This window comes from Edaphobacter modestus (assembly GCF_004217555.1).
Lineage (GTDB): Bacteria > Acidobacteriota > Terriglobia > Terriglobales > Acidobacteriaceae > Edaphobacter > Edaphobacter modestus.
Window position 1 is genome coordinate 387,953 of sequence record NZ_SHKW01000001.1, and the last position, 26,985, is coordinate 414,937.

Sequence of the window (26,985 nt, forward strand, 5' to 3'; positions counted from 1 at the left end):
GATGGAATTGTGATGCCCCAATAAGTAAGACTGTGTCGTGCCTTCCCCATTCCGTGAAAGTGTGCCCCAAATCGGTGGCGAAGATAGCTTTCGGATTGCGCTGCCGTCTTTCACCTGCTCTGACTGCATGCCTCGGCATTTCAACACTGCTTTGTTGTAGCGCAATCGCGCAGGAACAGAACCAACCGACATCTTCCCACAAAACGAAATATCTTACCGAAAATGCATCCAGCGGCCCCTTGAGCAGCGTCCCATCGTGGTTTCGCGGCTCGACAGGCTCTGCGGAGCAGACTCACTTCAAGGTTGACGGAGGGCGCCCGGAGATCGTCATCCTCTTTGACAAAGACAGTGCCTACGACCCGACGGGAAGCGAAGTCAGGTACCGCCTGGTCGGCTATGATTCTGAATGGAAAAATACCCGTTTTCACGCTGCACATTACAGCCAGCTCACTCCCGGTAGCTATCGTTTCGAGGTACAGGAACGGAAGGATGGAAGCGACGAGTGGCTCTCTCATGCAGTCACTCTGTCCGTCGGGGAACGGACCGAAATCTACCAGACATGGTATTTCTACCTCGCCCTGATGCTGCTCGCAATCGTGCTCCCCGCATATCTCTATCGTCGCCGGGTGCAGATAATGAAGGGCCATATCGGCATCGTCCTTGAGGAGCGCAATCGGATCGCGCGTGAATGTCATGACACTCTCATGGCGGGCTTTGCTGCGATCTCCTGGCAACTCGAAGCCACGGCGAAGCTCTTTCACGACGGCGATCTGACTTCGACCCCGGCAGCCAAATCCTGTGAGCTTGCTCGGAGCATGGTCTCTCACTGCCAGGCAGAGGCGCGGCGCATTATCTGGGATCTGCGCGATACCGACGAGATGACCAATGTGCTCTCCCAGGCTCTGGCGCGAACGCTCGCCGCAAATCATCTTCGTGAATCGATTGAGACCGTTCTCGATGTTGAAGGCGACGAACTGCCCCTGCCTCCCGGCTGCGTGCACCATCTCGTCTGCATTGGGCAGGAGGCGATTACGAACGCCATCCGGCATGCCGACCCGACGAATATCATGGTTCACCTGAAATACGAGTCCGACGCGCTTAGCCTCTCCATACGCGACGATGGCCGCGGCTTTCAGTCGTCGGATCGCTCTGCCTCCCGACATGGCCATTTCGGAATTCCCGTTATGGAAGAGCGTACGCGTAAACTAGGTGGTACATTCCGTCTGCAGACAGAGATCGGGAACGGCACGGAAGTCTCCGTGAGGGTTCCGTTTAATGCGATGCAGATGCCCATCAATCAGGAACATCACGTCATACGGTGGATCGGTATATGAAACAGATACGCGTTCTCCTCATCGAAGATCACTTTCTTGCCCGAATGGCTCTTCATTCTGTCCTCTCAGGGCATTCGCAGATCCGAATTATCGGCGAAGCAAGTGATGGAGAGGCGGGAATTGCGATGTACCGCCAGCACCGGCCCGATGTGGTCGTCCTCGATCTTCGCTTGCCGCGGGTCAGCGGTTTCGAAGTCATCATCGAGCTTCGCAAGGAATTTCCCGGCGCGCGGATCGTCGTTCTCTCGAACTACCGGGGCAGCGAGGACATCTACCGCGCTGTGCGAAGTGGGGCGATGGCGTATCTGACCAAAGATGCCAGTGGGGAAGAGCTCCTGAATGCGATTCAGAATGTGGATCGAGGCCTGCGCTATCTTCCTCATGTGGCGCTGGATCGTCTCGCCGAGCGCATGCCGTCGGTGGAGCTCACCCCAAGAGAATCGGAGGTGCTGGCCTGCATCACTCAGGGGCGCAGCAACCGAGAGATTGCGGAAGAGTTGCGCATCGCCGAAAAGACAGTCAGAATTCACGTAAGCTCAGTTCTTGATAAAATGGGTGCTCGCGACCGCACACAGGCAACCATATACGCTTTGCAACGGGGCCTGATTCATCTTGATTAACTTCTGATCCACTACGGGATAAGTGGAAACTGTTCAGCGATCAATTTCCTTCTGCGAAGAAATTTGCTCGGGATTCGTCGTGTCAGTCTGGCCGGGCGGATAGGTCATTCGCCTTAAAGGCGGACACGTCAACTGCCTGATGACAGTTGTCTCGAACAGGAGTGAAATGATCTCACTCGATAAATTCAGATTCGGCACTAACAGCGGTGTCGGTTCTGTATGGACTGTTCGCAGATACCAACGCTACAGTCGCTATCCGGATAATAGGAGTTCATTGTGAAAAGAGCATTATTCTGTTGTTTGGCTCTATTGGTCGCTCCATTGGCCCTCATGGCGCAGGTCGCAAATAACACATCGTTGGTGGGAACGGTTACCGACCCGACCTCTGGAGTAATCGCAGGCGCTCACATCGTGGGTGTAAACCGAGACACAAAGGTCTCCTATTCAGGCGATACCAACGGTGAGGGGTATTACTCCATCCCGTTCGTGGCGCCGGGCACGTATGACATCTCGGTTGAAAAAACCGGCTTTAAGAAGATCACTGCCTCGGGCGTAATCGTTCAGCTCAACATGGCGGCCCGAACCGACATCTCCCTTAACGTGGGCTCAGAAACGACGGAGATTACGGTATCGGCTGCAACCCCGGCTCTATCCACCGACGACGCGCTCATTGGCGATACGATCAGCACACACCTGGTTACGAACCTTCCTATGAACACTCGCCGTGTGATGGATCTCGCAACCACCGCGTCAAACGTTATCCAGGGCCCGAAGACATCTTTCAGTGGCATTCCCCCAGGCGCGAATTACATCGGCGCAGGTACCCGCGAGGTCACAAACTCGTTGACGTTGGACGGAATCACGATCATGAACTCGCTGATCTCCAACTCGCCTGTGACGCCCAACCCGGATGCCATCTCGGCAGTTCAGGTGCAGAGCGGTAACTACACCGCACAGTACGGTGCCTACATGGGCATTCATATCAACTCGGACACCAAGGCTGGAACGAACACACTCCACGGCACTGCCTATGACTACATTCAGAACGATGCCCTCAACGCCAGGCCGTGGCTTGCCATGCCGGGATCTCGTGTCCCCAAGATGCGCTTCAATCAGTTCGGTGGCGTTCTCAGTGGTCCGGTTGTGATCCCCTTTCTCTACAATGGCCGTGACAAGACATTCTTCACGGCGTCATACGAGGGCCTGAGATCGTATACGCAGACTCTTACCAACAATATTGGTACGGTTCCGACACTACGCATGCGCTCGGGAGACTTCTCGGAGTTGCTGCCGGGCACCCAGCTCTATGATCCGACGAACCGTACCACGCCTTATCTGAACAACCAGCTTCCGGTGTCTTCGGTTGCCGCTCAGCTGATGCAGTATTACCCGTTACCGACGAACCCAGGGATTACAAATAACTTCAATCAAGCCCTTCCCTTGAACTTGGTGCAGAACCAGACCCTTGATCGCGTCGATCATAATATCGGTCAGAATATTCGCCTCTTTGGTCGGTTTCTCTGGCAAAATCTGACGTTCGAGAGCGGGAGTCCGGTGCCGACCTCAAGCGTGTATTCGCCGACGATGGACCGCAATGGCGTCATCGGTTACACCCACATCATCACGCCTAACTTCATCAATGACTTCCGCTTCGGATTCAACGTCCTTACAAGCAATGTCAACAACGGGTTCGCCCAGAACGGTATAGCGGGCGCGGGATCCGCGCTTGGAATCCCGGGCTTTACGGCAGACGTGGACAACAACAACCCTGGAATCCCGACCTTTGTTATTCCGGGCTATATCGGCCTCGGCCAAGCTGGCAGCAACTGGAAGCAGGACGACCGCACCTTGCACGGGTACGATCAGATCTCCTGGACCAAAGGCAAGCACAACATCATGGCCGGTGCCGATATCCGCCGCATGACCATCGGTCGCGCAGCGCAGAACGATCCTCGCGGAAACTTCACCTTCAATGGTGAGTACACGAGCCAATGTATAACGCCGGCGACTGGCACCAACCCTTGCACCAACACCACACCCCAGAACGCCTTCGCTGATTTCGTTGTTGGACGTGCGTCAGTTGTGACAACACCGATCTTCCAGGTCAAAGGTTCCGTTGGAAGTTGGCGCAACGGCTACTTTGTACAGGACAACTGGCAGGTTACCCAGAAGCTGACACTGCTGTACGGTATCCGCTATGAGCAGCCGACGATACCTTACTCGTTGAACGGGAACGCCCGTATTCTGAATCCCGACTTCACCGCCTTGATTCCGGCAACCAACGCAACAAGCGGTGCCACATTTACGCCGACGCCTGGATTCCAGTTCACTGGTCCTAATAATAATCTGTGGGCGCCACGCCTTGGGTTCGCTTATCGCGCAACGGAGAAGATCGTCGTTCGCGGAGGCGGAGGTATCTATTACAACCCGAACCACCTCAACGCTTTCACGTTGGCCAGTGGAAACTACCCGCTCGCAAACTCCTCTGTCTATAACGCGAATCCATATTTCTCCACCAATACCTATTCCAACCCCAGTGGTGGCACTAGCGCCCCTGTTCCCTGTGTTCCAGGTACCATCGGCTGCTATACCTCCGTTTTCACGGATGCGCCTAAGCTGCCTACACCCCGCATGTACCAGTGGAACGTCGATACGGGTGTTGAGCTGTGGAAAGATGCAGCCTTTGAATTGCAGTACCTTGGCTCCAAATCTGTTCATCTGGACTTCTCGCTCCAGCCGAATCAGCCGTTGCCGGGCCCTGGAGTAGTCAATGCGCGTCGCCCCTATCAGGGCTTTGGCGCAATCCGCGAGATCTATAACGGCGGCTACGCGACCTACAATGGGCTCACTGCGATCCTGCGTCAGCGCATGAGTCGTGGTCTCAGCATGAACCTGTCTTACACCTGGGCGCACACCATGGATACATCCAATGACTCTAACGGCGGTGGATACCTGATGAACCCGTATAACATAAGGGCCGACTACGGCAATTCGAACTGGGACATCCGCCATCGCTTTGTAGCGACGGTGCTCTACCAGTTGCCGGAGTTTTCGAATCGCAGCTTTGCATTCCGTACGCTGGCTGGAGGATGGCAGGCAAACACGATCATCACGCTGCAAACCGGTATGCCGTTCAATGTCGGCCTTTCGGGCGACGTTGCCAACACCGGCACCAGTGGAATTCAGCGTCCAAACTTCGTGAAGACGGGATCGAACACCTGTACAGCTGGTTTTGTTGTTCGCAATGGTACATCAGCAAGCTGTATCGACAGTTCGGCTTACGCAGTGCCCGCGAATTACACCTACGGCAATCTGCATCGCAACGATCAGAGTGGTCCGGGACGTGAATTGGTGAACTTCTCGATGTTCAAGAACTTCCCAATTTACGAGCGCTTGACCTTCCAGTTCCGGGCAGAGGCGTTCAACCTCTTCAATCACGCGAATCCGAGCAACCCGAACTCTACTGGTAACCCACAACTCGGCACAGCCAACTTCGGCACCATCACCAGCACGCAGACGGATCCGCGTGTCCTGCAGCTGGTTGGCAAGATCAACTTCTAACTCTTCAAAACCGAAAGCCGCCGGATCTCGATCCGGCGGCTTTTTTCGTCTCACTCAAGTAGCATGTCTTTAGTTCTAGGAGTGAAAATGAGTTCCATGCCTTCGTCGTTGTTTCTGCGCCTCCGTACGGTCGCGACTGTCGCTGTCGTCTGCACTACGGTTCTGACCATCACTCATATCGTCCGTGCGGACGCTCCAAAAACGGCTGCCGACTATGCGGCTGACCCCGCCGGAATGCTGGAAGCCTATCGTCACGTGGAAGCAGCCTCGGTCTCCGACGCGATCGAGCAGAGCCTTCACGTAAAAACGTATATGTCTCATCGCATGCAGTCCATCTTTCCTGCAAAATTCGCCGGTACAGCCCTGACGGTCCGGCTCGTGAAGGAAGAGAATCACGACCCCAACGCGCTTGGTGGAATGTTGAGTGCGATTGACTCCGGCGGTCCCGGCTCTGTCTACGTCATGAAGATCGATGACGGCGCAGACATCGCCGGTATGGGGGGCTTGATGGGAACGGCGATGTTTGCCCGAGGATTCGCAGGAGCAGTCGTCGATGGCGGCGTGCGCGACTTACCTCAGCTCAAGAAGCTTGGCTTTCCGGTTTACGCTCTGGGACCAGTCCCGTCGACCTCTGTGGGCCATTACAGGTTCGGTGGCGTCAATATCCCAATCGATTGCGATGGCGTCAAGGTCAACCCCAAGGACATCATCGTCGCCGATCAGGATGGCGTCGTTGTGGTTCCTCGCGATCACGCGGCGGATATTCTCGTTCTCGCACAGAAGTTGGATAACAGCGAGCACTCCATGTATCCCTTCATCGAAAAGTTTCACTCGATCGTAGAGGCTGTTAAGCAATTCGGAAGAATCTAGGCTCTATTTCCGAACCGTTCCCGGTCTTTTGCTCGGCGGCGCGATCTCAGGTGCATGAGATCGCGCAGATCGCCACCGGCATATAACTCTTGATTACTCCACGATCGGTGGCCAGGACGCCAACCGAAGCTGGTAATGATCAATTTGGAGTAAAGTACTTCTTCTAACGCATTTCATCTTCAGGCGGGAGGGAGAGACGATTCTACGGCATTTGACGTAGCTTCGGATTCGTCTCTTGCCCTATGACAAGTGGCTTCGATTGAGGTCAGATGGTCATACCTCATATTTATTTAGAAAACCCACTTCAGGGATGCAATGAAAGGAAGGTTCTTGATGTCCACTCCACCTGATTCTGGCATTCTGACGCGGCGCAGTTTTCTTCAATGGTCGCAATCGATGCTTGCCATGCTCGGCGTTGCGCCACTGGTTAGCTCTTCCGCGGAAGCGTTTGCCGCACCTGCATCCTCGGATGCCTCCGCCGCCACTGACTACTACGCCAAACTCGGCGTCAAGAAGATGATCAATGCGGCGGGGACCTACACCATGTTCACCGCCGCCGTGATGCCTCCTCAGGTGCAACGCGCGGTTGCCGAGGCTGCCAAGCATCCAGTGCATCTGAAAGAGCTCCAGACGCGTGCCGGAGAGTATGTGGCACAAAAGCTTCGCTGCGAAGGAGCGGTGGTCACCTGCGGGGCCTCCTCTGCGCTTACCCTCGCTACTGCGGCCTGTATCGCCTCCGCAAACAATGCAACGGCCGAAGACATCCCCCAGAAGGTCGGCTCCATGAAGAATGAGGTCGTCGTACAGAAAGCGCATCGTTACGGTTACGATCATGCGATCTTTCTGTGCGGCGCCAAGATTGTGGAGGTCGAGACGCTTGAAGACTACAAGCGAGCCTTCAATGAAAAAACAATCATGACCAACTTCTTCAACTCGGCTGGAGCGGGAGAGATCGGCCACGAACAGTGGCTGCAGGTGGCCCACGAACATAATGTCCCCTGTCACATTGATGCTGCTGCAGACATGCCGCCCATCTCCAATCTGTGGAAATACACCGGCATGGGGTTCGATCTGGTCTGCTTCTCGGGAGGCAAGGGAATTCGCGGACCCCAGAACGCGGGTCTGCTTCTAGGCAAAAAGCATCTCACCGATCTCGCGCACGCGAGCAACAATCCCAACGAAGGGGTTGGCCGCGGTATGAAGGTTGCGAAGGAGCAGATCGTCGGGATGGTTGCCGCAATCGACTGGCTCATCGAGCAATCCGACGAGACGATGGCGAAAGAGTTTACCCGTCGCGCCGACGTCATCAGCCAAATCGTCAAAGATATTCCCACGATGAAGACTAGTATCTTCACGCCAGAGGTGGCGAACCATGTCCCTCATCTCATTCTGACTTACGACCCGGCGGTCGTCGGCCTTACGCCAAATGAGGTACAACAGCGCCTCCGTTCCCTCGATCCCACGATTGAGCTCAATCCTTCCACAGGAAGCCCTCACGCGGGCAATGGCATGCCTGCGTGCCCCAATTCGCTCGTAGTTGGTACCTGGATGCTTCTGCCAGGAGAACCTGAGATCGTCGGCCGTCAGATTCGTGCCGTCCTGAAACAGGGTGAGGCATAAGCGTTTCACGCAACAACAGCTAGTTTTCAACTAACAGGAGGAGTCAGATTATGGAGCAGCAGTCGAGAAGAGGTCTTCTTAAAAATGCAGCAAAGGCAGCAGTCATAGCAACTGGCGGAGCCGTGGCAGCCAAGAGCGCCTCCGGTCAGGTTACAGGCAAGCTTGAAAAGAAGTCGTACCCGGCGCAGCCAGCTACACCGGCAACCGGAAAGGCCCCACTGTTTTCAGGTGCAGTCTCTTACGGCAACTTGCTCTTTCTCGCCGGTGTAGGAGCCCACTTCCAGGGCACGATCGAGCAGCACACCCAGCACGTTCTCGAGGAGTTGGAGAAAAAGCTTGTCAGCGCCGGTTCCTCGATGGAAAAGGTGCTCAAGGTGAATGTTTACCTGAACGATCTAAAGGACTACGACGCGATGAACAAAGTCTATGCCACCGGAAAGTGGGGCAGCATTCCTCCGGTCAGAACCACCATCTCTCCGGCGGCGGGAATTCCCGGCAACTCACTGGTTGAGATCGATATGATCGCCTACATCTAGGCATGTCATGGATGCAATGGGCCGTGCCTCCCCAGCCGCCCATTGCAAATCCCTCTTCTTTTGTCATAGTTATCTCCATCAACTCCAGGCTCCAGGAGGGTCGAAACATGTCGCCACTTCGCAACGGTAAATGGTCTCGTCGAGAGGTTCTCAAGCAATCAGGAATTCTTTCGGCTCTTGGCGCTGCTTCTGCATCTCCTCTTGCTGCCAGTGCGGCTGGGCTTGCGGATCAACCGCGCCCGAAGCATACGCTCGTAAAAGACGGCGACATACGCGACAACCTGTTTACTCGGATTGGGGTCCGTCCCATGATCAACGGGCGCGGAACCTTTACGATCATTAGCGGCTCATGCTCACTGCCCGAGGTTAAGCAGGCTATGTACGACGCCTCCTTCTACTTCGTTCAGCTGGACGAGATGATGAACGGCATCGGGGCGCAGCTCGCCGAGTTGACCGGTGCCGAGTGGGGAATTACGACAACCGGCTGCGCAGCGGCAATCTGTCTCGCCACCGTCGCATGTATCGCAGGCGCCGATGTCGAGCTTTGCCAGGCGCTGCCTTACAAGAAGAAGAAGGATCAGGTCATCATCCCCAGGCATTCGCGCAACCCCTACGACATTGGCGTGCGCATGTGCGGAGTAGAGATCGTCGAAGTTGATTCTCCGGAAGAGTTTCGAGCCAAGCTCTCCGACCGTACTGCCATGGTCTATATCCTCTCCGGGCCCGACTCTACCTCCGGTCCTATGAGTATTAGCGTCCTCTGCGCCATCGCGAATGAAAAGAACGTCCCTGTCTTCGTCGATGCTGCGGCAGAAGAGCCCAACAAGCCCAATATCCATTTGGCGGCTGGAGCTTCCCTTGTCGGTTACTCCGGCGGCAAGTGCATGCGCGGACCCCAGTCCTCCGGCATGATGATCGGAAAAAAGGATCTCTGCAAGGCAGCCTACTATCAGGCAGCACCACATCACTGTTACGGCCGCGCCTTGAAGTGCAGCAAGGAAGAGGCCATGGGGCTGCTGGCTGCGGTGCGTCAATGGTACAAACGCGATCACGCAGCGGAACAGGCGCAGTGGACAAGCTGGATGCAGCACATTGCAGGCCGTCTCAAGGGAATTCCTTCTTTGACGACGGAGATCATCCCCGCGCCGGTCGATCTCTCCAACCGCTGCCCGAGCCTTCGTATCCACTGGGATGCCGAAAAGGTTGGTATTACCGGGACCGAGTTGGCAGCTCTTCTCGACGCCGGCACCCCTCGAATCGTTCTTGTAGGCCCCCAGGGCCGCCGTCCGGAGATGATGCAGAGCTCAATCGGAGTCATGTCTTACATGATGGAGGCTGGAGAAGAAAAAATCATCGCAGATGCTCTTTATGCGGCGCTCACCAAACCCGGAAGCCACCCCAACCCTGTCCTGCCTACAGGAGCGCCAGCCAGTATCCAGGGAAGCTGGGCTGTGACGATCCAATATATCCGTGGTACCGGTGAGCAGAAATTCGTTCTCGAGCAGAAGGGAAACGACATCACCGGCGAGCATCATGGCGAGATCTACAACGCGAAGTTCCAGGGCGTGGTTCATGGAGATCAAATTGAGCTCCATAGCGTGATGCCGGTCGAAGGCAATCCTTTTCCGTGCAACTTCAAGGGAACAGTCCAGGGCAACAGTATGTCTGGCACGGTCACCATGGGCGAGTATGGAGAGGCCAAATGGAGCGCGGTACGCGCCTGATCGCCTAGGCTATTTGGCCTACTTTGATCCTGAACCACAGGGCCGATGACGTCCTCGGCCTTTCATTCGAAAATATAACTGTAATCAATCGATTGTCCTGTGTTCAAGAAGTGTCGCGAGGTTAGATGATGAAGTTCGAAAAGCGCCCTCTGTCGTTCTGCTCGGTGCTGTGTACCTGCTTCTTTCTCCTTGGCGTAAGCCAGGCGCAACAGTCCCAGCCTGCGGGGCAGGGGCAACCAGCAGCACCTCCCCGACGTGGTTTTGTGGATGCGCCGAACACTCTACCTTACGATCTGCTTCTGACCCATGGTCATGTCATCGACGCGAAGAACCACGTCGACAAGGTTACCGACGTAGCCATCAAAGACGGACTGATCGCCAGGGTTGGCGACAATCTCAATTCGAAGGATGCCGCCAAAACCATCGATGTAACCGGCTATTACGTAACGCCTGGTCTCATCGACCTTCATATGCACGTATACGCTACCCCGGGCGAGAAGAACTCCTACGCCGGCGACAACTCCATCTGGCCCGATGGATTCACCTTCCGCAACGGTGTAACGACTGGCGTGGATGCGGGAAGCTCAGGCTGGCGAAATTTTCCGGATTTCAAAGAGCACGTGATCGATCGTTCGGAAACTCGCGTACTCGCCATGCTGAACATTGTAGGTGCCGGCATGAGGCCCAATGGAATCGAGCAGAATCTTGATGACATGGACGGCGCAGCTACAGGTCAGATGGCGCTCAAGTATCCCGGGGTTATCGTAGGCGTTAAGAGCGCGCACTTCACAGGTCCCGAGTGGAAGCCTTATGACGAGGCCGTGAAGGCAGGGAACATCGCCGATATTCCTGTCATGATTGACTACGGTTCCCGGCGGATTGAGCGGCCCCTTTACGATCTGCTAGCCACGCATCTTCGCAAGGGCGATATCTACACGCACGCATTTTCCGGTCACCGTGGCGAGCAGGATTCAACCACGCTCAAGGCCAGCGCGGCGATGCTGATCGGGCGCAAGCGTGGTATCTATTTCGACGCCGGCACCGGCGGCGGAAGCTTTGCCTGGTCGGTGGCGATCCCCCTGTTGCAGAACGGCTTTCCTCCAGACTCTTTATCGACCGACCTGCACATTGACAGCATGAACTCCGGAACCAAGGATATGCTCAACGTCGCCGACAAATTTCTCGCGATGGGACAGAGTCTCCAAACCGTCATCCAGGAGGTCACCTGGAATCCCGCACAGGAGATTCGTCAGCCCCAACTCGGGAACCTGTCCGTTGGATCGCCCGCGGATGTAGCTGTACTGAGTGAAGAACAGGGAAAGTTTGGCTTTGCCGACATGTACAACACCAAGCTGATGGGAGACACCAAGTTGATCTGCCAGCTTACCGTGCGCTCAGGAAAGATTGTCTATGACCTGAACGGCATTTCGATGGATATGTGGAATGAGCCGGCTTCCAGCGATCCCAAGTTATCGCCCCACTGGACGACCTTCCGTCTTCGTTCCTTTGGAACCGCGCGGCCGCCGGTGCAGGCGCCTGCAACTAAGAAATAGAGCCGTTCAGAAACAAATGCAGGTTGATGGACCTGTTTGGAGTCGAAGATGAAATATAAGTCCACTCGGTCTTTCAGGGCTGTCTTAGCAGGCCTCTTCGCTCTGTTCCTTTTGAGTCCCCTCCTGCATGCCGCCAATCCGGCGGTTACTGTCAACTGGCAGACCTTGAAGACCCTCACCTCTGCAGCCACTGCACAAAAATCACCCGCATTTGCTCTGCAGGGAAAACAGGTCAGTATTCCTGGCTTCATGGTGCCACTCGAAGATGAGGACAACGAGGTTACAGAGTTCCTGCTTGTTCCCTATGCCGGCGCCTGCATCCATACGCCTCCTCCACCGCCTAATCAGATGGTGTACGTAAAAATGGACCATAACGCAAAGGTAAAGATGTCCTTTGTCGATCCCATTGTGGTCACTGGTCAACTGAAGATCTCGACCATCGTAAGCCCTTATGGCGATGTCTCCTACACGCTCACGGGTGACGACGTGAAGCCATATGGGGGGCCATAGATGTTCTCTGCTGTCGTCATGCAAGACGTCTCGTTCGGCTATGAGGCGCACGCTCCGATCATGCAAGTGAAGGAGTTCAATATTGAAAAAGGGAAGCGGGTCTTTCTTCACGGTTCGAGCGGCAGCGGGAAGACAACGCTGCTTGGACTGATTGCAGGGGTCCTTCTCCCGCAACATGGAACCTGCGAAGTTCTGGGCAAAGAGCTTACGCACCTCTCCCTTTCCGCAAGGGACCGGCATCGAGGCTCCGAGATGGGGTATATCTTCCAGAGCTTCAATCTCATCCCGTATCTCTCTGTCAAGGAGAACATCGAGCTGCCCTGCCGGGTGCATGCTAAGCGCCTCAAGAGAATTGCCGCTCCAACCCTCGGTGACGAGGTCCGGAGAATTGCCGAGCGCCTCGATCTCCATCATTACCTCGATCGTGGAGTTACAAAGCTCAGTACCGGCCAGCAGCAAAGGGTTGCCATTGCAAGGGCAGTGATCGGGCGTCCTCGTCTGGTAATCGCCGACGAGCCTACCTCCTCGCTCGATAGCGACCGGCAGGAGGCCTTCCTCCAGCTCCTTCTCGAAGTCTGCGATGAAGCCCGGGCCACCCTCATCTTTGTCAGCCACGATCGCTCGCTGATGTCTCACTTCGACGAGCGAATTTCCATCGCTGAGATTAATCAGGTACGGTCATGACTCTTCTTCTGCTGGCCTATAAATCGCTGAAGAGCAGGGCTGTCACTACCAGTCTGACAATATTCTCCATCGCTCTTAGCGTCATGCTGCTCGTGGGGGTCGACCGCGTGCGGCAGGGAACCCAGGCAGGCTTTTCCGGCACCCTCAGTCAAACCGATCTCGTCGTTGGAGCACGTGGCGGTTCTCTGCCGCTTTTGCTTTACTCCGTCTTTCACATCGGGACGGGAACCAACGACATCTCTTACGCTTCTTACCAACACTTCCGCGATCATCCCGCCGTGCAATGGACCATTCCCATATCGCTTGGCGACAGTCATCACGGCTTCCGTGTAGTCGCCACAGACGATAATTTCTACGAACATTACCGCTTCCGCCGTGATCATTCCATCCAGTTCGCCAGCGGCATTCGTCCCGAGGGCATCTTCGACGCGGTTCTGGGAAGTGAAGTTGCCGCCAGTCTCCACTACGAACTTGGGCAGAAAATTGTCCTCAGCCACGGCCTCGAAAGAACAAGCCTGCAGAATCATGAAGACAAGCCTTTCACTGTAGTGGGGATTCTCGCGCGAACTTCCACTCCGGTCGACCGGGCGATCTACATCACCCTTTACGGCGATGAGGCGATGCACATCGACTGGAAAGACGGGACAGCTCCTGCACCAGGTGAAGAGATTCCGGCCTCCAAAATACGGAAAGAAGATCTTCACATCGACCAGATCAGCGCGTTCCTTCTGAGAACAAAGTCGCGTGTCAGCACTCTTCTCTTGCAGCGGGAGATCAATACGTACAAAGGCGAGCCACTGACCGCGATCATCCCTGCATATACGCTGCAGGACTTATGGAGTGTCCTTGGATATGCGGATGTAGCTCTCTCGATTGTGAGCGCATCCGTTCTCGTCGTGGGTTTGCTTGCCATGTTGATTGCCCTTTACACAGCTCTGAACGAGCGCAGAAGAGAAGTAGCGGTGCTGCGTGCCATCGGCCTTCATGCACGTCAGATTTTCACGCTTTTCGTGATGGAGTCTGCCCTTATCAGCGCTGCAGGAACCGCAGTCGGCCTCACTGCGATCTATCTTCTGCTCTGGCTCTTTCATACCCCGGTTGAAACCCGTTTTGGCATCCCCCTCGCCATGGTCGGTGTATCGCAGCGGGTCATTCTTTATTCATTTGGTGTCATCTTCGCGGGAGTTCTGCTGGGTTGTATTCCTGCAATGAGGGCATATCGCAACGGTCTTATTGACGGTTTGAATGCTCATTAGACAGACGCAGTAAACAAGAGTAACGGCCCGCCTGGCAGGAAACACGCGGCTGGTTCCTCGTAGTTTTTATTTCGATGAAGGATATGCGGCTCAACCCGAGTCGATGCAGGGAGTGAATGATGTTGCAACGTTGGATGCGAGTACGATATTTTTTGGCGTTTTGGTTGTTTGTGTTGAGCGGAGTCGCCTTTCTTGATCGAACCAATATCTCGATCGCCGGCCTCCAGATCAGCACCGAATATGGTCTGGGAAACCAGCGTCTGGGCTGGATCTTCAGCGCGTTCCTGATTGGCTACGCTGGCTTCCAGCTACCAGCAGGATGGTTGTCGGCGCGCTTCGGGCCGCGCCGCGTCTTGACCTTAGGAGTGATGTCCTGGGGTGTAGCCACGGTTCTGACGGCGCTCCTGCCTACCAAAATTCCCTACGCAGTCGTCCTCCTGATTGGCATTCGTTTTGTCCTTGGTGCTGGAGAGTCAGTGATCTATCCCGCGGCAAATCAGTTCGTCGCGCGTTGGGTTCCCGTGCAGGAGAGAGGTTTCATCAATGGTCTTATCTTCGCTGGCGTGGGGGCGGGCAGTGGCCTGACACCACCAATGCTGACGTGGCTCATCACGCATCATGGCTGGCGTGCCGCCTTCTGGTTCAGCGCCATCGTCGGCTTCATCGTGGGAGCAATCTGGTGGAAGACCTCCCGTGATACTCCCGAGGAGCATCCCGCCATGACGGCCGAAGAGCTGGTTGAAATCCGTGATGGTCTCTCGTTTGGAACGCCGCCGGTGCAGGAAACGAAGTCTTCCAAAACCAAGATTTCCTGGCGAGCGATCTTCCACCGCCGCGATCTTCCTGCACTGATGATCGGATACTTCAGTTTCGGTTACGTGGCATGGATCTTCTTCAGCTGGTTCTTTCTGTACATGGCCCAGGTTCGCGGCTTCGATCTGAAGTCGAGCGCGCGATACGCGATGCTTCCGTTTCTCTCCATGACCTTCTTCTGTCTCCTTGGAGGCATGTTGAGCGACCGTCTGACAGCAAGATATGGTCTGCGTGTGGGCCGATGCTGGCTGGCCTCCGTGGCCCTTGTTCTCACCGCCGTCTTTCTCGTCCTCGGATCCCAGGTCCACAGCCCACAGCTTGCGGGGCTGATCCTTGCAGGCGGTGCCGGAGCACTCTATCTCTCACAGAGTTCCTTCTGGTCAGTCTCCGTAGACATCGCCGGAGGAAGCTCAGGCGTATTCTCGAGCATGGTAAACACCGGCGGCCAGCTCGGCGGAGCCGTGACTGCTTCGCTCACACCCTGGATTGCGCAACGTTACGGCTGGACGACTTCTTTCGCAATCGCCTCTATCCTGGCCGTTATCGGGGCAATCTGCTGGACGACCGTCCACCCAGAGCGCCCGCTCCTCAGTGAAACCGTTGTCGAGGAACATGTCTTTGCAAAATAGGCCATAAGTCCCAGAAAAGAAATATGTCATTTGCCTGTAGTCAATCGACGTGGATGGAACCTATGATTCCACCACGTCCTGCGAATAAGATTTTTTTACCGGATTGTCTTCGTATTCGGTATGCCAGGTTCACCAGCGTGTGAATTCTGGCCGCTAAATGCCGTAGCTCTGCCGATTTACGGCGCCCTGCAGAATTCTTTCTCGATAATTCCGGAAGTTTCGGTTCTTTGATGTCGTAACCATTCCACCAAGCTTGCTAAGGGAGAAAGCAATGGAGATAAATTCTCGACGCACCTTCTTTGGAAAGTTCGCAGCCCTGGCAGCAGTCGTCACCGGAGCGCCGAAACTCTTCGCCCAACAGCCCTCCAACACTCCAACTCCGTCCGAGCCGGGCGGCGATCGTCCCCGCCCCCGCGCAAATCATACGCACAATGGTATTTATTATTTCTCTGGAACCGGATCGAATGACGGCTATCCTAAAGATGACCATGTAAAGGTTACAGATCCATTTGAGAAACACGTTACTCGCACCATGGATGCCCTGAAAAAATCGGTCGAGAGTGCTGGCTGCACCATGGACAGCATCATGAACATGCAGGTCTTCTTTTGCCTTCCTCTTGCAGATGGAGTTCCCCCGTTGACCGGCAAGGCGCGTTTTGATGCCTATCAGGCCCACTATCAGGCATTGAATAAAATATATGGAACATACTTCAGCCCCGGTAAAGCTCCATCGCGGTCCTGCATGGCGCTCGACTGGATCCCCGGTGATTCTCTGATTGAAGTCGTCGGCAGCGCCATGGTTGTCAATCCGCCCGCCCCTTCGTCGAACTAGTTATCAATGGATAGGAGTTACACATGATCTTGAAGTCCGGTTGGAATCGTCGTTCTTTTTTATCTGTACTTGGTGCTGCAACAGGCAGCCTGTTTGCGCCGCGTGCGGCTATCGCCGAGAAGAAGGAAAAAGACGAGAAGCATGGCATCGACGGCCATCCCATCGTTCCCATCAAGAGCGGTCTGGGATCGACGGGCGATGTCTATAAAGAACTGGGCGTGACGCCGCTGGTGAACATCGTCGGCACCGTCACCGTCATCGGCGGCTCGGTGATGAAGCCGGAAGTGATGGAGCTGATGCGCCAGGGCAACCAGCACTTTGTGTTGATCAACGAGCTCGAGGTCGCCGCCGGACGCTATATCGAAAAGCTCTGCAAGACCCCTCCCGGCTACACCGGCTTGGTGACAGGCGGCGTGGCTGCAGGCATCGTGGTGGGTTATGCCGGCATGTTGACTGAGGACCTGGAGCCGCGGCTGAAGGCGTGCCCCGATCTGACGGGCTTCCCGAAGACCGAGGTCATCATCCAGAAGGCCCATCGCAACAACTTCGACCACCAGGTTCGCCAGACGGGCGTTACGCTCGTTGAGGTGGAGACGAAGGAGCAGATGATCAACGCCATCAACCCGAAGACGCTGGCGATGCACTACATCAACATCCAGTCCGATCGCGGTCAGGTAAGTGGGCGCGAGATGATCGAGATCGCCACGAAGGCCAACATCTACACCTTCAACGACGCCTCGGCCGACGTTCCGCCGAAGGAGCGCCTGTGGGAGTACCCGGCGCAGGGCTGGGACTTCGTAGCCTTCTCGGGCGGCAAGGACATCTGCGGGCCGCAGGCCTCGGGCATCCTGATCGGCAAGGAGAAGCTGATCCGCTGGGCGCAGATGAACATGAGCCCGCAGGAAGACCGCATCGGTCGCTCGAGCAAGGTGGGCAAGGAGACGATCTTCGCTCTGCTGAAGGCGCTGGAGCTCTTCGTCAACCAGGACTACGACGCAGTCATCAAGAGCTACGACGAGCGCGCCGAGGTGATCTCGAAGGCAATTGCGAAGTTCGGCGTGACGGCCCTGCCGCGCGAGTTCGAGCCGCAGGCGCTGGGCAACGTGACGCCGCACTATAGCTGGCAGATCGATCAGACGAAACTGAAGATCACCTCGCAGGAGGTAATACACCAGCTTGCTGAGACGAAGCCTGTTGGCATCGGTAGCCTGAATGCCGACGCCGGCGGTATGCGCGGACGCAACCCCGACGCTCCCGCGAATCAGCCTGAGCATCACCACCGTCAGCAGGACCCCACGAAGTTTGGTTTTGCGATGTGGCAGCTGAAGGAGGGCGAGGACAAGTACATCGCCGACCGGCTGGTAGAGATCTTCAGCGCAGCGCCAAAGGCCTGACAACTCAGGTGCGGGGCCTCCTTTCTGCGGTCGGAAATTGAGGTCCCGTGCTATCTGAATTAACATGTGGTTAAAGATTGAGGAGATTCATGTCCCATTCGTTTTCCAGAGTTACGCGATCCATCGCCTCCTGTTGTGCGGTGTTATCGCTTGCCGCAGCCTCCGTCCATGCCTTCGCTCAGGCACCTAACCTGGCCTACGATCTCATCCTTCAGAACGGCCACGTCATCGACGACAAGAACCACGTCGACTCGGTGATGGACGTCGCCATCAAAGACGGAAAGATCGCTAAGGTCGCGCCCCACATCGCGACATCCGACGCGCTCAAGACCATCAACGTCAAGGGCCTCTACGTTACCCCCGGCCTCATCGACATCCACGTTCACGTTTATAGCGGAACGGGCGAACGTGGCTCCTACGCAGGGGACAACAGCGTTCCCCCGGATGGCTTTACCTTCCGCGTCGGCGTCACCACCGTCGTCGATGCCGGCTGCTCCGGCTGGAAGAACTTCGAGGACTTCAAGCAGCGCATCATCGACCGTTCGAAGACGCGTGTGCTCGCCATGCTCAATATCGTTGGCTCTGGAATGCGTGGCGACAAGTACGAGCAAAACCTCGCCGATATGGATGGCGAGGCCACGGCAAAGATGGCCCTCAAGTATCCGGATACGATCGTCGGTATCAAGACAGCCCACTTCGCCGGCCCTGAGTGGAAGCCTGTCGAGCAGGCCGTCATCGCCGGAACCAAAGCCAATATCCCCGTCATGGTCGACTTTGGCGTCGACCGGCCCACCCGCCCGCTCTACGACCTGCTGAACAAGAAACTGCGCCCCGGGGACATCTACACCCACATGTACTCCGGTCTGCGCCAGGAGCAGGACCCCGTCACCAAGGGACCCAGCAAGGCCTTCATCGACGGCCGCAAGCGTGGCATCTTCTTTGACGCCGGCACTGGCGGCGGCAGCTTCAAGTTCTCGCTCGCCGTTCCCATGGTGAAGGATGGCTTCATCCCCGACTCCCTCTCGACCGACCTGCACATCGGCAGCATGAACGGCGCCACCAAGGACGAGCTCAACGTCGCGAGCAAGATGATGGCAGTCGGGATCACGCTGCAGCAGGCCGTCGCCGAGATGACCTCTCACCCGGCCCATGAGATCAAACGTGAAGACCTGGGTAACCTCTCTGTAGGCTCCGTAGCGGACGTCGCTGTCCTGCGTCTGGAGCAGGGGCAGTTCGGCTTCACCGATATGGTGAATGGCCGTCTCGATGGAACAAAGAAGCTCGTAGACGAAGTCACGATCAAGGGTGGAAAGATCGTCTATGACCTGAATGGAATCGAAGCCCGCAAGTGGGACGCAGCTCCCGATCCAAACGACGCCTACGCTTCTCGTTGGACGACCTTCGCTCCTCGCAATCCAGACATGCACGGAACCAAGCCCAGCGTTCCTGCAGACAACAGCCGCCACTAGCCCGTAAATACTCGTAGAAACAGAAAGGCGCTCAGAGAGATCTGAGCGCCTTCTTCATTGCCGAACCTGGCGTTTACAGGAACACGATGCACTGCGGCCGCGATATCGGAAAGCTCTTGCCCTCATTGGCCAGTTTTCCCGTCTTGCTGTCGCGAGCGAAGACCGAAAGATTATCGGTAGCCTGATTGGCCACCAGCAGCCATTTTTCGGTAGGATCCAGCGCGATATGCCGCGGTGTCTTACCCCCGCACGACGTCCGCTCCATCAGAGTGAGCTTGCCGTCGGTTGGCGAAATCGAAAACGAAACCATAAAGTCATCGAGGCGGTTCGCGACATACACAAAGCGCCCGGCCTTATCGATCGCGATCTCCGAGGGAGCCGACGGCCCCGTGTGCCCGTCAGCCACCGTCGAGATCAACTGCGCCGTCGTAAACACGCCCTTCTGCGCGTTCCAGTCCAGCACATTCACCGAGGAGCTGACTTCATTCACGCAGTAAGCCCACTTGCCGTTCCGATGAAACTGCAAAGCGCGCGGTCCCGATCCCGGCTCCGCCTTCCAGGCCGGAGGGTCCTGCGGCGTAAGCTTTGCCGTCGAAGCATCCAGATGGTAGATATGAATCTCATCCAGCCCAAGATCGTTCACGAACAGATATTTATTGTCGGGCGAGACGGTGACGCGGTGCCCCCTCGGCCCGGTCTGCTGTGGCTTCGGCCCATGTCCGCTGTACTGGAAGAAAGAGACTGCATCGCTCAGCTTGCCCGTCTTGTCCACGGCAAAGGAGGCTGCACTCCCGCCCCCGTAATTCGCGGCAAACGCGCATCGTCCCGTATGATCCACGCTCACATGGCACGTTCCCGGGCCGCCCGCTGCAACCTCGTTGATCTTCGTCAGCTTCACCGCTTTGCGATCGACCGCGAAGCTCGAAACGGCGCCGCTCTTCTTGCCCTCGAACTCATCCAGCTCGTTTGCAGCAAACAGGACCCTTTTATCCGGCGACAAGGCAAGATAAGTAGGACTGTCCGCGTCAACCGCAAGCCCCGTCTGAGTCAACTCGCCAGTCGCGGAGTTGAAGCTGTATGCATAGATTCCCTTGCTGCCCTTCGTCGTCTGGGTTCCTACAAAAAGCGATCTTGATCCTGCTGATTCCGCAAACGAAGCCCACGGATGTGCTCCGAGAGTCGCCGCTGCAGAACCCTGAAGAAACCCACGCCTCGACATCCTCACCATGCCCTTTTCTATCTCCTTGTGCTGGAACAGCCAAGGCTAACTGTAGAGCACAACCAGGCTGCTTGGCGAATTCACCTGCGCCACGACGTCCCCCGCACTCAACCTTCCTGTACCGGGATCGAGCTCCGCTCGCTGGATCAAGCCCTTGTTGCGGCTCACCCCCATCACGCTTCTTCCATCCGGCGCGATCTCGATCGCGTGCAGCTCGCCCATCGCTGCAACCTGCAGCCCCAGCGGCCGGGAGATTCCATCCCCACGGCTGCCCATGCCCCACGCAGCCACCCCGCCGCCGCGCTGGCAAGCATAGAGGAACCTCCCCGAAGGAGGTACCGCCATCGTCCCCGGCCCCTCCATCGCTCCGGCGATCGAAAGATGCTGCGTCGGCTCCGAAACCCTTCCTGCGGTCGCGTCATACGGATGGCACGAGATCGCCTCGCCCTGCATCACGTACAGCCTCTCTCCCGCCGGATGCATCGCCACCTGCGACGCCCTGCATCCCGCGCTCAGTCCCGCCCGCGCATGCGCTCTAATCCCTTCGTCGCCCACGGAGAGTACATTCAGCCGGTCCGCTCCTCCGTCCACGCTTACGACGCGACCTGCGGTATCGAAGGCGACCATCCGAGGCTGCGCTTGGCTACTTCCACTCTCCCGCTCGACCCCAATCTCCTTCAGCATGCTCGACACCCTGCCGAGGCTGCCGTCTTCACCGATCGGCAGCACGTTATAGGCTCCGCCGCCGCTCACCGCCACCACCAGGTTGCGGCCATCCGGAGTCACCGCCGCATGCCGGGGCATCGTGGCCGAAAGCGCAAGTTCCCGCCGGTTGAGCAGCGTGAGTCTCCCATCCTGCCCGATAGCAAAGGCCTCAATCGTTCCAACCGGCAAGCCTTTATGCGAATCCACTTCATTCACGGCATACAAAAACCGTCTGCTCGGTGCCAAAGTCAGCGCGACCGGCCTGCTGCTCTCTACAACCTGCAGCTTCTCCCACCCTCGCCGAACCGCATACCCGTGAATCCCTTCCTCCGCGCCGTCTTTGGCTGCCACATAAGCAAACGAAGCTGTGCTCGGCTTTCCCTCGGCTGCCAACAGGGGAGAACCCAGGGCCGCGGAAGCCAACGACGAGTAACCCATCCACTGCACAAACTCTCTGCGGCTCCAGCGCGTACTCATCTTGGTCGTCCCCCTCGTTCGAGATCCTGAAAATCATCGCTGCCATCGCTCACAGAGCAACAATCCGGCCAATGCAGCTTTGCGATCATCGTATACCGCCCTACCCGGATCGCACCTATGTCAAATGCTCTAGATGGCCTGCGAATCCCTAGGCCTGCCCCCGGCACATTAGAATAAAAGCAGTGGCCTCGCAATCGGTTACGCCGCAGCCCCTTCGCTGTCCGCGAGTCCACATTCGTGTGTGCGTAGCCGGAAAGGCACTCTCTCGTGAAGGCACTTGTAAAAAGCCGCAGCGAACGCGGTCTCTGGTTAGAAGACGTTCCCGAGCCCGAAATCGGAATCAACGACGTCAAAATCCGCGTCCTCTACACTGGAATCTGCGGAACCGATCTCCATATCTACGACTGGGACGCCTGGGCTCGCTCCACCATCCGCCCCGGCCTCGTCATCGGCCACGAGTTCGTCGGTGAGGTCGTTCAATTCGGCTCCAACGTTACCGATCTTGCCGTCGGTCAGCTCGTCAGTGGAGAGGGCCATGTCGTCTGCGGCCGCTGCCGTAACTGCCTCGCCGGCCGCCGCCATCTCTGCGCCCACACCCTCGGCGTAGGCGTCAATCGCGATGGAGCCTTCGCCGAATACGTCGTCCTGCCCATGTCCAACATCTGGCAGCACGCCCCCGGCATCAAGCACGAGATCGCCGCCATCTTCGACCCTCTCGGCAACGCCGTGCACACCGCGCTCGCCTTTCCCATCCTCGGCGAAGACGTCCTTGTCACCGGAGCCGGCCCCATCGGCATCATGGCTGCAGCCGTCGCCCGCCACGCCGGCGCCCGTTTCGTCGTTATCTCCGACCCCAACCAGTACCGCCGCGATCTCGCCACCAAGGTCGGCGTCACCCTTGCTGTCGATCCCCGCGCCACCCCACTCAAACAAATTCAGCAGCAGCTCCACATGCAGGAAGGCTTCGACGTCGGCCTCGAAATGTCTGGCAATCCCGCCGCCTTCCGCGAGATGCTCAGCAATATGAGCCATGGCGCAAAGATCGCCATGCTCGGCATCCCCTCCGAAGACATCTCCATCGACTGGAACCAGGTCGTCTTCAACCAGCTCACCATCCGCGGCATCTATGGCCGTGAGATGTACGAGACCTGGTACAAGATGACCGTCATGCTCCAGAGCGGCCTCGACATCTCCGGCGTCATCACTCACCGCCTCAACTGGCGCGATTACGAGCAGGGCTTCGACGCCATGCGCGCCGGCAACTCCGGAAAGGTGATCCTCGACTGGCGCGATGTAGCATAGCGCCAGTCGAGAGCCGTTCTATACCTTCAGATTCTTGAGGTAGTTCGCATCGGTCTTCAGTGATTCCATGTAAGGCATGTCGAAGGCCTCCTGCTCGACGAAGATGTGCTTTAGCTTCTGCGTCTTCGCGGCTTGCTGGAATATCGGACGGTAGTCGATATCTCCCAGGCCAAGCTCCGTCACCTTCGCCTCGCCACCTCCGGCGGGCTTCAGCTTGAAGTCCTTCACATGCAGCATCGAAAATCGATTCGGATGGTCACGCATCAGATCCACCGGGTTATGCCCCGCGACCATCGCCCAGCCGCAATCCAGCTCCAGCGTCACCTTCGCCGGGTCGGTAAGCTTCAGCAGCTCTGTGTACGGAACCCCACCATCCAGTTGATCGAACTCGTGAATGTGATTGTGATAGCCAAAGGTGATGCCCGCAGCTTTTGTCTTCTCGCCCATCTCATTGAACTGCCCCGAAATCCAGCGCCAGTCTTCAATGGTCATCGCGCGCGGCTTGCCACCCTCGCCCGGAGTCGGGTCCTTCGGTCCGGGGCTTGAGCAGATCATGTATCCAACGCCCAGCTCCTTATTGAACGCAAGAATCTCGTCGAACTTCTTGCGAAGATCGCCAAAGGGATGGTGCGAGCTGACGCAGTGCAACTTCGCCTTCTGCATCGCCTGCTTCACCTCTGCCGCGCTCCGGTTGTAGAAGCCTGCGGCCTCCACCTCGGTAAAACCGGCGCTGGCGACCTCGGCCAGCGTGGCGTCATAGTCCTTTGCCAGTTGCTGCCGAACCGAGTAGAGCTGGATTCCCAGCGGAAGGTTAAGTGGAGTTGCATACGAGACAGTACTTCCCCAGGCTGCATAAGCAGCAGCGGCGGAAGCGCTGCCAAGAAATTTTCTTCGCGAGATCATCCAGGCTCCTTTTACGTGCAAAGGAATTATCTTCGAAAAATCGTCTGATGTCCTTTCGGTCGTAAAAATCCCGCTGCAATGGCATAACGTTATGTGCCGTGTGGCGTCTCCCGTTTCGATAACCACCAGTTCGCGCCCGCACACCATGCTGTCTCATCCGGCGAACGATCTCTTCGCAACGAACGGACCTCTCCCGCATGACCCTTGCTGAAGCAGATAGCCAATCTCCTCGCCATCGCCTCATCCCTCGCCCCCGCACATCCCACAAACTTCGCCCCGCATAAGAATCTCGCCGCATATCCCTCCACCAACCGTGTAACCAGCAGCATCCCTCCGTACCCCTCGTCCGGAGTCAGTGGAAACAGCAGTCTGCCGTCAACCCGCACAGCGTCCAGCCAAACGTCCAGAGGGTCCGTCGCCCCTGCATTCACATAAAGCACATCGCACATCGGCAACGGTCCTATCGTGCCCGACGCTGAATGTACTGTCACCCACGCCATCTCGCTCAGGTTCTCTGCTGCCTTCCACGCCAGATCGCTCTCGATCTCATACGCGTCCACTCGGCCCTCGCGGCCAGTCAACTGCGCCAGCATCGACGTGTAATACCCTGTACCCGCTCCAACATGCACGACGGTCTCTCTATGCTCCACACGCAATGCCGCGAAGCACAGCGCATGCAGGCTTGGTTGCCCATTGTTGATCGCTGCCTCTCCCTTAATCTGAACCAGAACATCCTGGTACAGCAGTACAGGATCGTCGACCAGCGTGCCTTCGCCCTCGCTCGCAAAGATCCGCCACGGCGGCGGGCCCAGAAACGTCTCGCGTGGCGTCCTCGCAAATACCCGCGCAATCTCGTCGTTTTCAGGAAGGCCCGCTTTTTTAGCCATCTGTCTCCCAAAGCTCAGTCCGTGCTCCGCGAGATCCATCTCTCGTCCTCTGGTGGATGAGACGCTTTCTCTCGACGCTATGGACCGGAATGCGGTCCGCTCCGCCCAAATTGAACTGGCTACGTCCAAAGCAGGCGGGTACAATCTCGACCAGTCCCTTTACCCAGTCTTTCGGCCCGTGCTTTTTGTCCAACACAAAGAACGATTTGCATGGATACGAGGTTAAATATGAGACTAGGAACACTTACTTTAGCGGGGTGTCTGCTTAGCAGCACCTTGGTTGCAGTTGCCGCCGACCGCAACTGGCAGACTGGAACCCTCACCGCGACCGAACGCCAGAAAATTCGTCAGGGAAGCACCATGACAACGAACAGCGACAGCTCCGCCAAGGATCGCGGCAATGGCAGCGACTACTCTCAGAACAGCACTACCACCAAGACCGATAACTACGAGAACTATCAGGTCTATACCATCCAGAGCGGAGACACGATCTACACCGCCAGCGAACATCTGCTCTTTCCATGGTCGAAACCGGCAGGTATCACCCTTGGAAAGCCGATGAAATTTGCCGTCGAAAAGGGATCGATGTACATCCTCGACGACGATGGAAAACAACATAAGGCGACCGTTACAGGAACCGCGTTGAAACAGTGATTTCCACAGTTTTTCTTGACACGCCTGATAATCTTAATTCAGAAGATGGACTGAGCCCGGCAACTTTGCCGGGCTCAGTCGCTTAACCCAGGTTATCCTGAGGTCCGGACCTAAGTGGTTTCGTTGGAAGATTTTGCACCGTTTTGACGGGGAGGGGCCTCTCACGACCTTCCCCAGAACAACGGGAGAGAGACGCAAATGCAGCACAGAATCCTCGGCACCACCATGCCTGTTCTTGAGTTCGCGCTGGATCACAAGGATGCCGTCATCTCCGAGGCCGGCGAGCTCTCCTGGATGAGCCAGTCCATCCAGATGTCCACCCACACCCAGCATGCCGGTGGCGGAGGGTTTCTTGGAGTGCTCAAGCGGGTCGCCGGCGGCGGCACCCTCTTCATGACCGAGTACCGCGCTTACGGGGCCCCTGGCACGGTGGCCTTTGCCACACGCGTCCCCGGCCACATCGTTCCCGTAGAGGTCGCGCAGGGACACGAGTACATGGTTCATCGCCACGGCTTCCTCTGCGCCACCGCGGGCATCGTCCTCGGAGTCGGCTTCCAGCAGTCACTCGGCGCTGGAATCTTCGGCGGCGACGGCTTCCTGCTCCAGAAGGTCTCCGGGCAGGGATTAGCCTGGCTCGAGCTCTCAGGAGAGGTCATCGTCAAGGACCTCGCACCGGGCGAGACCCTGCGCGTCCATCCTGGGCACGTTGGAGCCTTCCATGCCAACGTCTCGTTTCAGATTCAGCGCGTGCCCGGCATCCGCAACCTGATCTTCGGTGGTGATGGAATCTTTCTCGCCGCCCTCACAGGTCCCGGGCGCGTCTGGCTTCAGACCCTGCCCATCCAGCGCCTCGCCCATCAGCTTCAGGAGTACATGAAGGTCGAGCGCGTAGAGCGGAACACCGAATCTGGTGTCATCGGAGGGGTCATCGGCTCCGTCCTGAAAGGACTGTAGCGGAAGATCACTCAGGCCTTGTTCATGCAACCGTCGAGCGACCAGGCGTTGTACTGCCGCAGGAACAGCAGCACGGAGAAGACCAGCGCGTACACCAGCTGCGCTCCCGCGGCCGTCCAGTCCTGCACCAGTGCCGATCCGAAAGTCAGGACCAGCATGAGCAGAGAAGCCGCAATCAACGTCCAGCGTGTCTTCAGCCCGATCAACAGCAGCAGCCCGATCAGTCCTTCGATCGGAGGCAGCATCGCTCCAAAGGCGCGCACCATGGACTCAGGCAGAGGCGAATGCGCAAACTGCTCCGTGAGATGTGTTGCGAATCCCTGCGACCCTGCGAGCAGGCGACTGACGCCATGCATCAACAGGTTCGTTCCCGCTACCGCTCTCAGCAGAGCGTAAGCGATCTTCTCATCGCTCTTCGACGTGTTGAACTGCATTCTTCCTCCTGATGATTCGACGCTCGATCCATGCTTCAGTTACAA

At 57.0% G+C, this 26,985-nt stretch carries 23 protein-coding genes; 18 read left to right on the forward strand and 5 right to left on the reverse strand.

What is annotated here, in order from left to right:
- Positions 1-239 precede the first annotated feature (239 nt).
- The 15 genes from BDD14_RS01600 (at position 240) to BDD14_RS01670 (ending at position 19,405) form a co-directional block, all read left to right on the forward strand.
- A complete protein-coding gene (locus tag BDD14_RS01600) occupies positions 240-1,334 on the forward strand; it encodes an ATP-binding protein (protein ID WP_242617658.1) in 1,095 nt (364 codons plus the stop codon).
- Positions 1,331-1,954, forward strand: a complete 624-nt coding sequence (locus BDD14_RS01605) for a response regulator (RefSeq protein WP_130417288.1) — start codon at positions 1,331-1,333, stop codon at positions 1,952-1,954. Before BDD14_RS01600 ends, BDD14_RS01605 begins: the two co-directional genes overlap by 4 nt.
- A gap of 276 nt (positions 1,955-2,230) precedes the next feature.
- Positions 2,231-5,515 carry a TonB-dependent receptor gene (locus BDD14_RS01610; protein WP_130417289.1) on the forward strand — a complete coding sequence of 1,095 codons (3,285 nt, stop codon included), beginning with the start codon at positions 2,231-2,233 and terminating at the stop codon, positions 5,513-5,515.
- Positions 5,516-5,602: 87 nt separating this feature from the next.
- Positions 5,603-6,385: an RraA family protein gene (locus BDD14_RS01615; RefSeq protein ID WP_242617659.1), complete on the forward strand. Its 783-nt coding sequence runs from the start codon at positions 5,603-5,605 to the stop codon at positions 6,383-6,385.
- A 333-nt stretch (positions 6,386-6,718) separates the two neighbouring features.
- Positions 6,719-8,005, forward strand: a complete 1,287-nt coding sequence (locus tag BDD14_RS01620; RefSeq protein ID WP_130417290.1) for a selenocysteine synthase — start codon at positions 6,719-6,721, stop codon at positions 8,003-8,005.
- Between the two features lie 50 nt (positions 8,006-8,055).
- On the forward strand, positions 8,056-8,541 hold the full coding sequence (locus tag BDD14_RS01625) for a RidA family protein (RefSeq protein ID WP_130417291.1): 486 nt from the start codon (positions 8,056-8,058) through the stop codon (positions 8,539-8,541).
- A gap of 107 nt (positions 8,542-8,648) precedes the next feature.
- The gene (locus BDD14_RS01630) at positions 8,649-10,265 is read left to right on the forward strand and encodes a PLP-dependent transferase (RefSeq protein WP_130417292.1); all 1,617 of its coding nucleotides are present in this window, start codon (positions 8,649-8,651) and stop codon (positions 10,263-10,265) included.
- A 125-nt stretch (positions 10,266-10,390) separates the two neighbouring features.
- Entirely contained in the window at positions 10,391-11,818 is a 1,428-nt protein-coding gene (locus BDD14_RS01635) for an amidohydrolase/deacetylase family metallohydrolase (protein WP_242617660.1), read from the forward strand.
- A gap of 48 nt (positions 11,819-11,866) precedes the next feature.
- The gene (locus BDD14_RS01640; protein WP_130417293.1) at positions 11,867-12,328 is read left to right on the forward strand and encodes a DUF3299 domain-containing protein; all 462 of its coding nucleotides are present in this window, start codon (positions 11,867-11,869) and stop codon (positions 12,326-12,328) included.
- Positions 12,329-13,012 (forward strand): ABC transporter ATP-binding protein, encoded by a 684-nt coding sequence (locus tag BDD14_RS01645; RefSeq protein ID WP_130417294.1) that lies wholly within the window; start codon positions 12,329-12,331, stop codon positions 13,010-13,012.
- Entirely contained in the window at positions 13,009-14,268 is a 1,260-nt protein-coding gene (locus BDD14_RS01650; protein WP_130417295.1) for an ABC transporter permease, read from the forward strand. The genes BDD14_RS01645 and BDD14_RS01650 overlap by 4 nt, the downstream gene beginning before the upstream one ends.
- Positions 14,269-14,384: 116 nt before the next feature.
- On the forward strand, positions 14,385-15,710 hold the full coding sequence (locus BDD14_RS01655; protein ID WP_130417296.1) for an MFS transporter: 1,326 nt from the start codon (positions 14,385-14,387) through the stop codon (positions 15,708-15,710).
- Between the two features lie 271 nt (positions 15,711-15,981).
- Positions 15,982-16,542, forward strand: coding sequence for a RidA family protein (locus BDD14_RS01660; RefSeq protein WP_130417297.1), 561 nt, complete (start codon positions 15,982-15,984; stop codon positions 16,540-16,542).
- Between the two features lie 23 nt (positions 16,543-16,565).
- The gene (locus BDD14_RS01665) at positions 16,566-17,936 is read left to right on the forward strand and encodes an L-seryl-tRNA selenium transferase (RefSeq protein ID WP_130417298.1); all 1,371 of its coding nucleotides are present in this window, start codon (positions 16,566-16,568) and stop codon (positions 17,934-17,936) included.
- A gap of 89 nt (positions 17,937-18,025) precedes the next feature.
- Positions 18,026-19,405: an amidohydrolase/deacetylase family metallohydrolase gene (locus tag BDD14_RS01670; RefSeq protein WP_130417299.1), complete on the forward strand. Its 1,380-nt coding sequence runs from the start codon at positions 18,026-18,028 to the stop codon at positions 19,403-19,405.
- Between the two features lie 73 nt (positions 19,406-19,478).
- Here the strand turns inward: BDD14_RS01670 and BDD14_RS01675 are convergent, their stop codons facing one another.
- Positions 19,479-20,633, reverse strand: a complete 1,155-nt coding sequence (locus BDD14_RS01675) for a lactonase family protein (RefSeq protein ID WP_130417300.1) — start codon at positions 20,631-20,633, stop codon at positions 19,479-19,481.
- 36 nt (positions 20,634-20,669) lie between these two features.
- Positions 20,670-21,806, reverse strand: a complete 1,137-nt coding sequence (locus BDD14_RS01680) for a lactonase family protein (RefSeq protein ID WP_130417301.1) — start codon at positions 21,804-21,806, stop codon at positions 20,670-20,672.
- 267 nt (positions 21,807-22,073) lie between these two features.
- On the opposite strand from BDD14_RS01680, the gene tdh reads away from it, so the two are divergent.
- Positions 22,074-23,108, forward strand: coding sequence for an L-threonine 3-dehydrogenase (gene tdh, locus BDD14_RS01685; protein ID WP_130417302.1), 1,035 nt, complete (start codon positions 22,074-22,076; stop codon positions 23,106-23,108).
- An 18-nt stretch (positions 23,109-23,126) separates the two neighbouring features.
- Here the strand turns inward: tdh and BDD14_RS01690 are convergent, their stop codons facing one another.
- Together BDD14_RS01690 and BDD14_RS01695 are read right to left on the reverse strand one after the other, a co-directional pair.
- Positions 23,127-24,011: a sugar phosphate isomerase/epimerase family protein gene (locus tag BDD14_RS01690; RefSeq protein WP_130417303.1), complete on the reverse strand. Its 885-nt coding sequence runs from the start codon at positions 24,009-24,011 to the stop codon at positions 23,127-23,129.
- A gap of 89 nt (positions 24,012-24,100) precedes the next feature.
- The gene (locus BDD14_RS01695; RefSeq protein ID WP_242617661.1) at positions 24,101-24,898 is read right to left on the reverse strand and encodes a protein-L-isoaspartate O-methyltransferase family protein; all 798 of its coding nucleotides are present in this window, start codon (positions 24,896-24,898) and stop codon (positions 24,101-24,103) included.
- A 228-nt stretch (positions 24,899-25,126) separates the two neighbouring features.
- On the opposite strand from BDD14_RS01695, the gene BDD14_RS01700 reads away from it, so the two are divergent.
- The gene (locus tag BDD14_RS01700; RefSeq protein ID WP_130417305.1) at positions 25,127-25,552 is read left to right on the forward strand and encodes a hypothetical protein; all 426 of its coding nucleotides are present in this window, start codon (positions 25,127-25,129) and stop codon (positions 25,550-25,552) included.
- Between the two features lie 198 nt (positions 25,553-25,750).
- Positions 25,751-26,506, forward strand: a complete 756-nt coding sequence (locus BDD14_RS01705) for a TIGR00266 family protein (protein WP_130417306.1) — start codon at positions 25,751-25,753, stop codon at positions 26,504-26,506.
- Positions 26,507-26,517: 11 nt separating this feature from the next.
- On the opposite strand, the gene BDD14_RS01710 is transcribed toward BDD14_RS01705, so the two are convergent.
- Entirely contained in the window at positions 26,518-26,940 is a 423-nt protein-coding gene (locus tag BDD14_RS01710) for a MauE/DoxX family redox-associated membrane protein (RefSeq protein WP_130417307.1), read from the reverse strand.
- Positions 26,941-26,985: the final 45 nt, after the last annotated feature.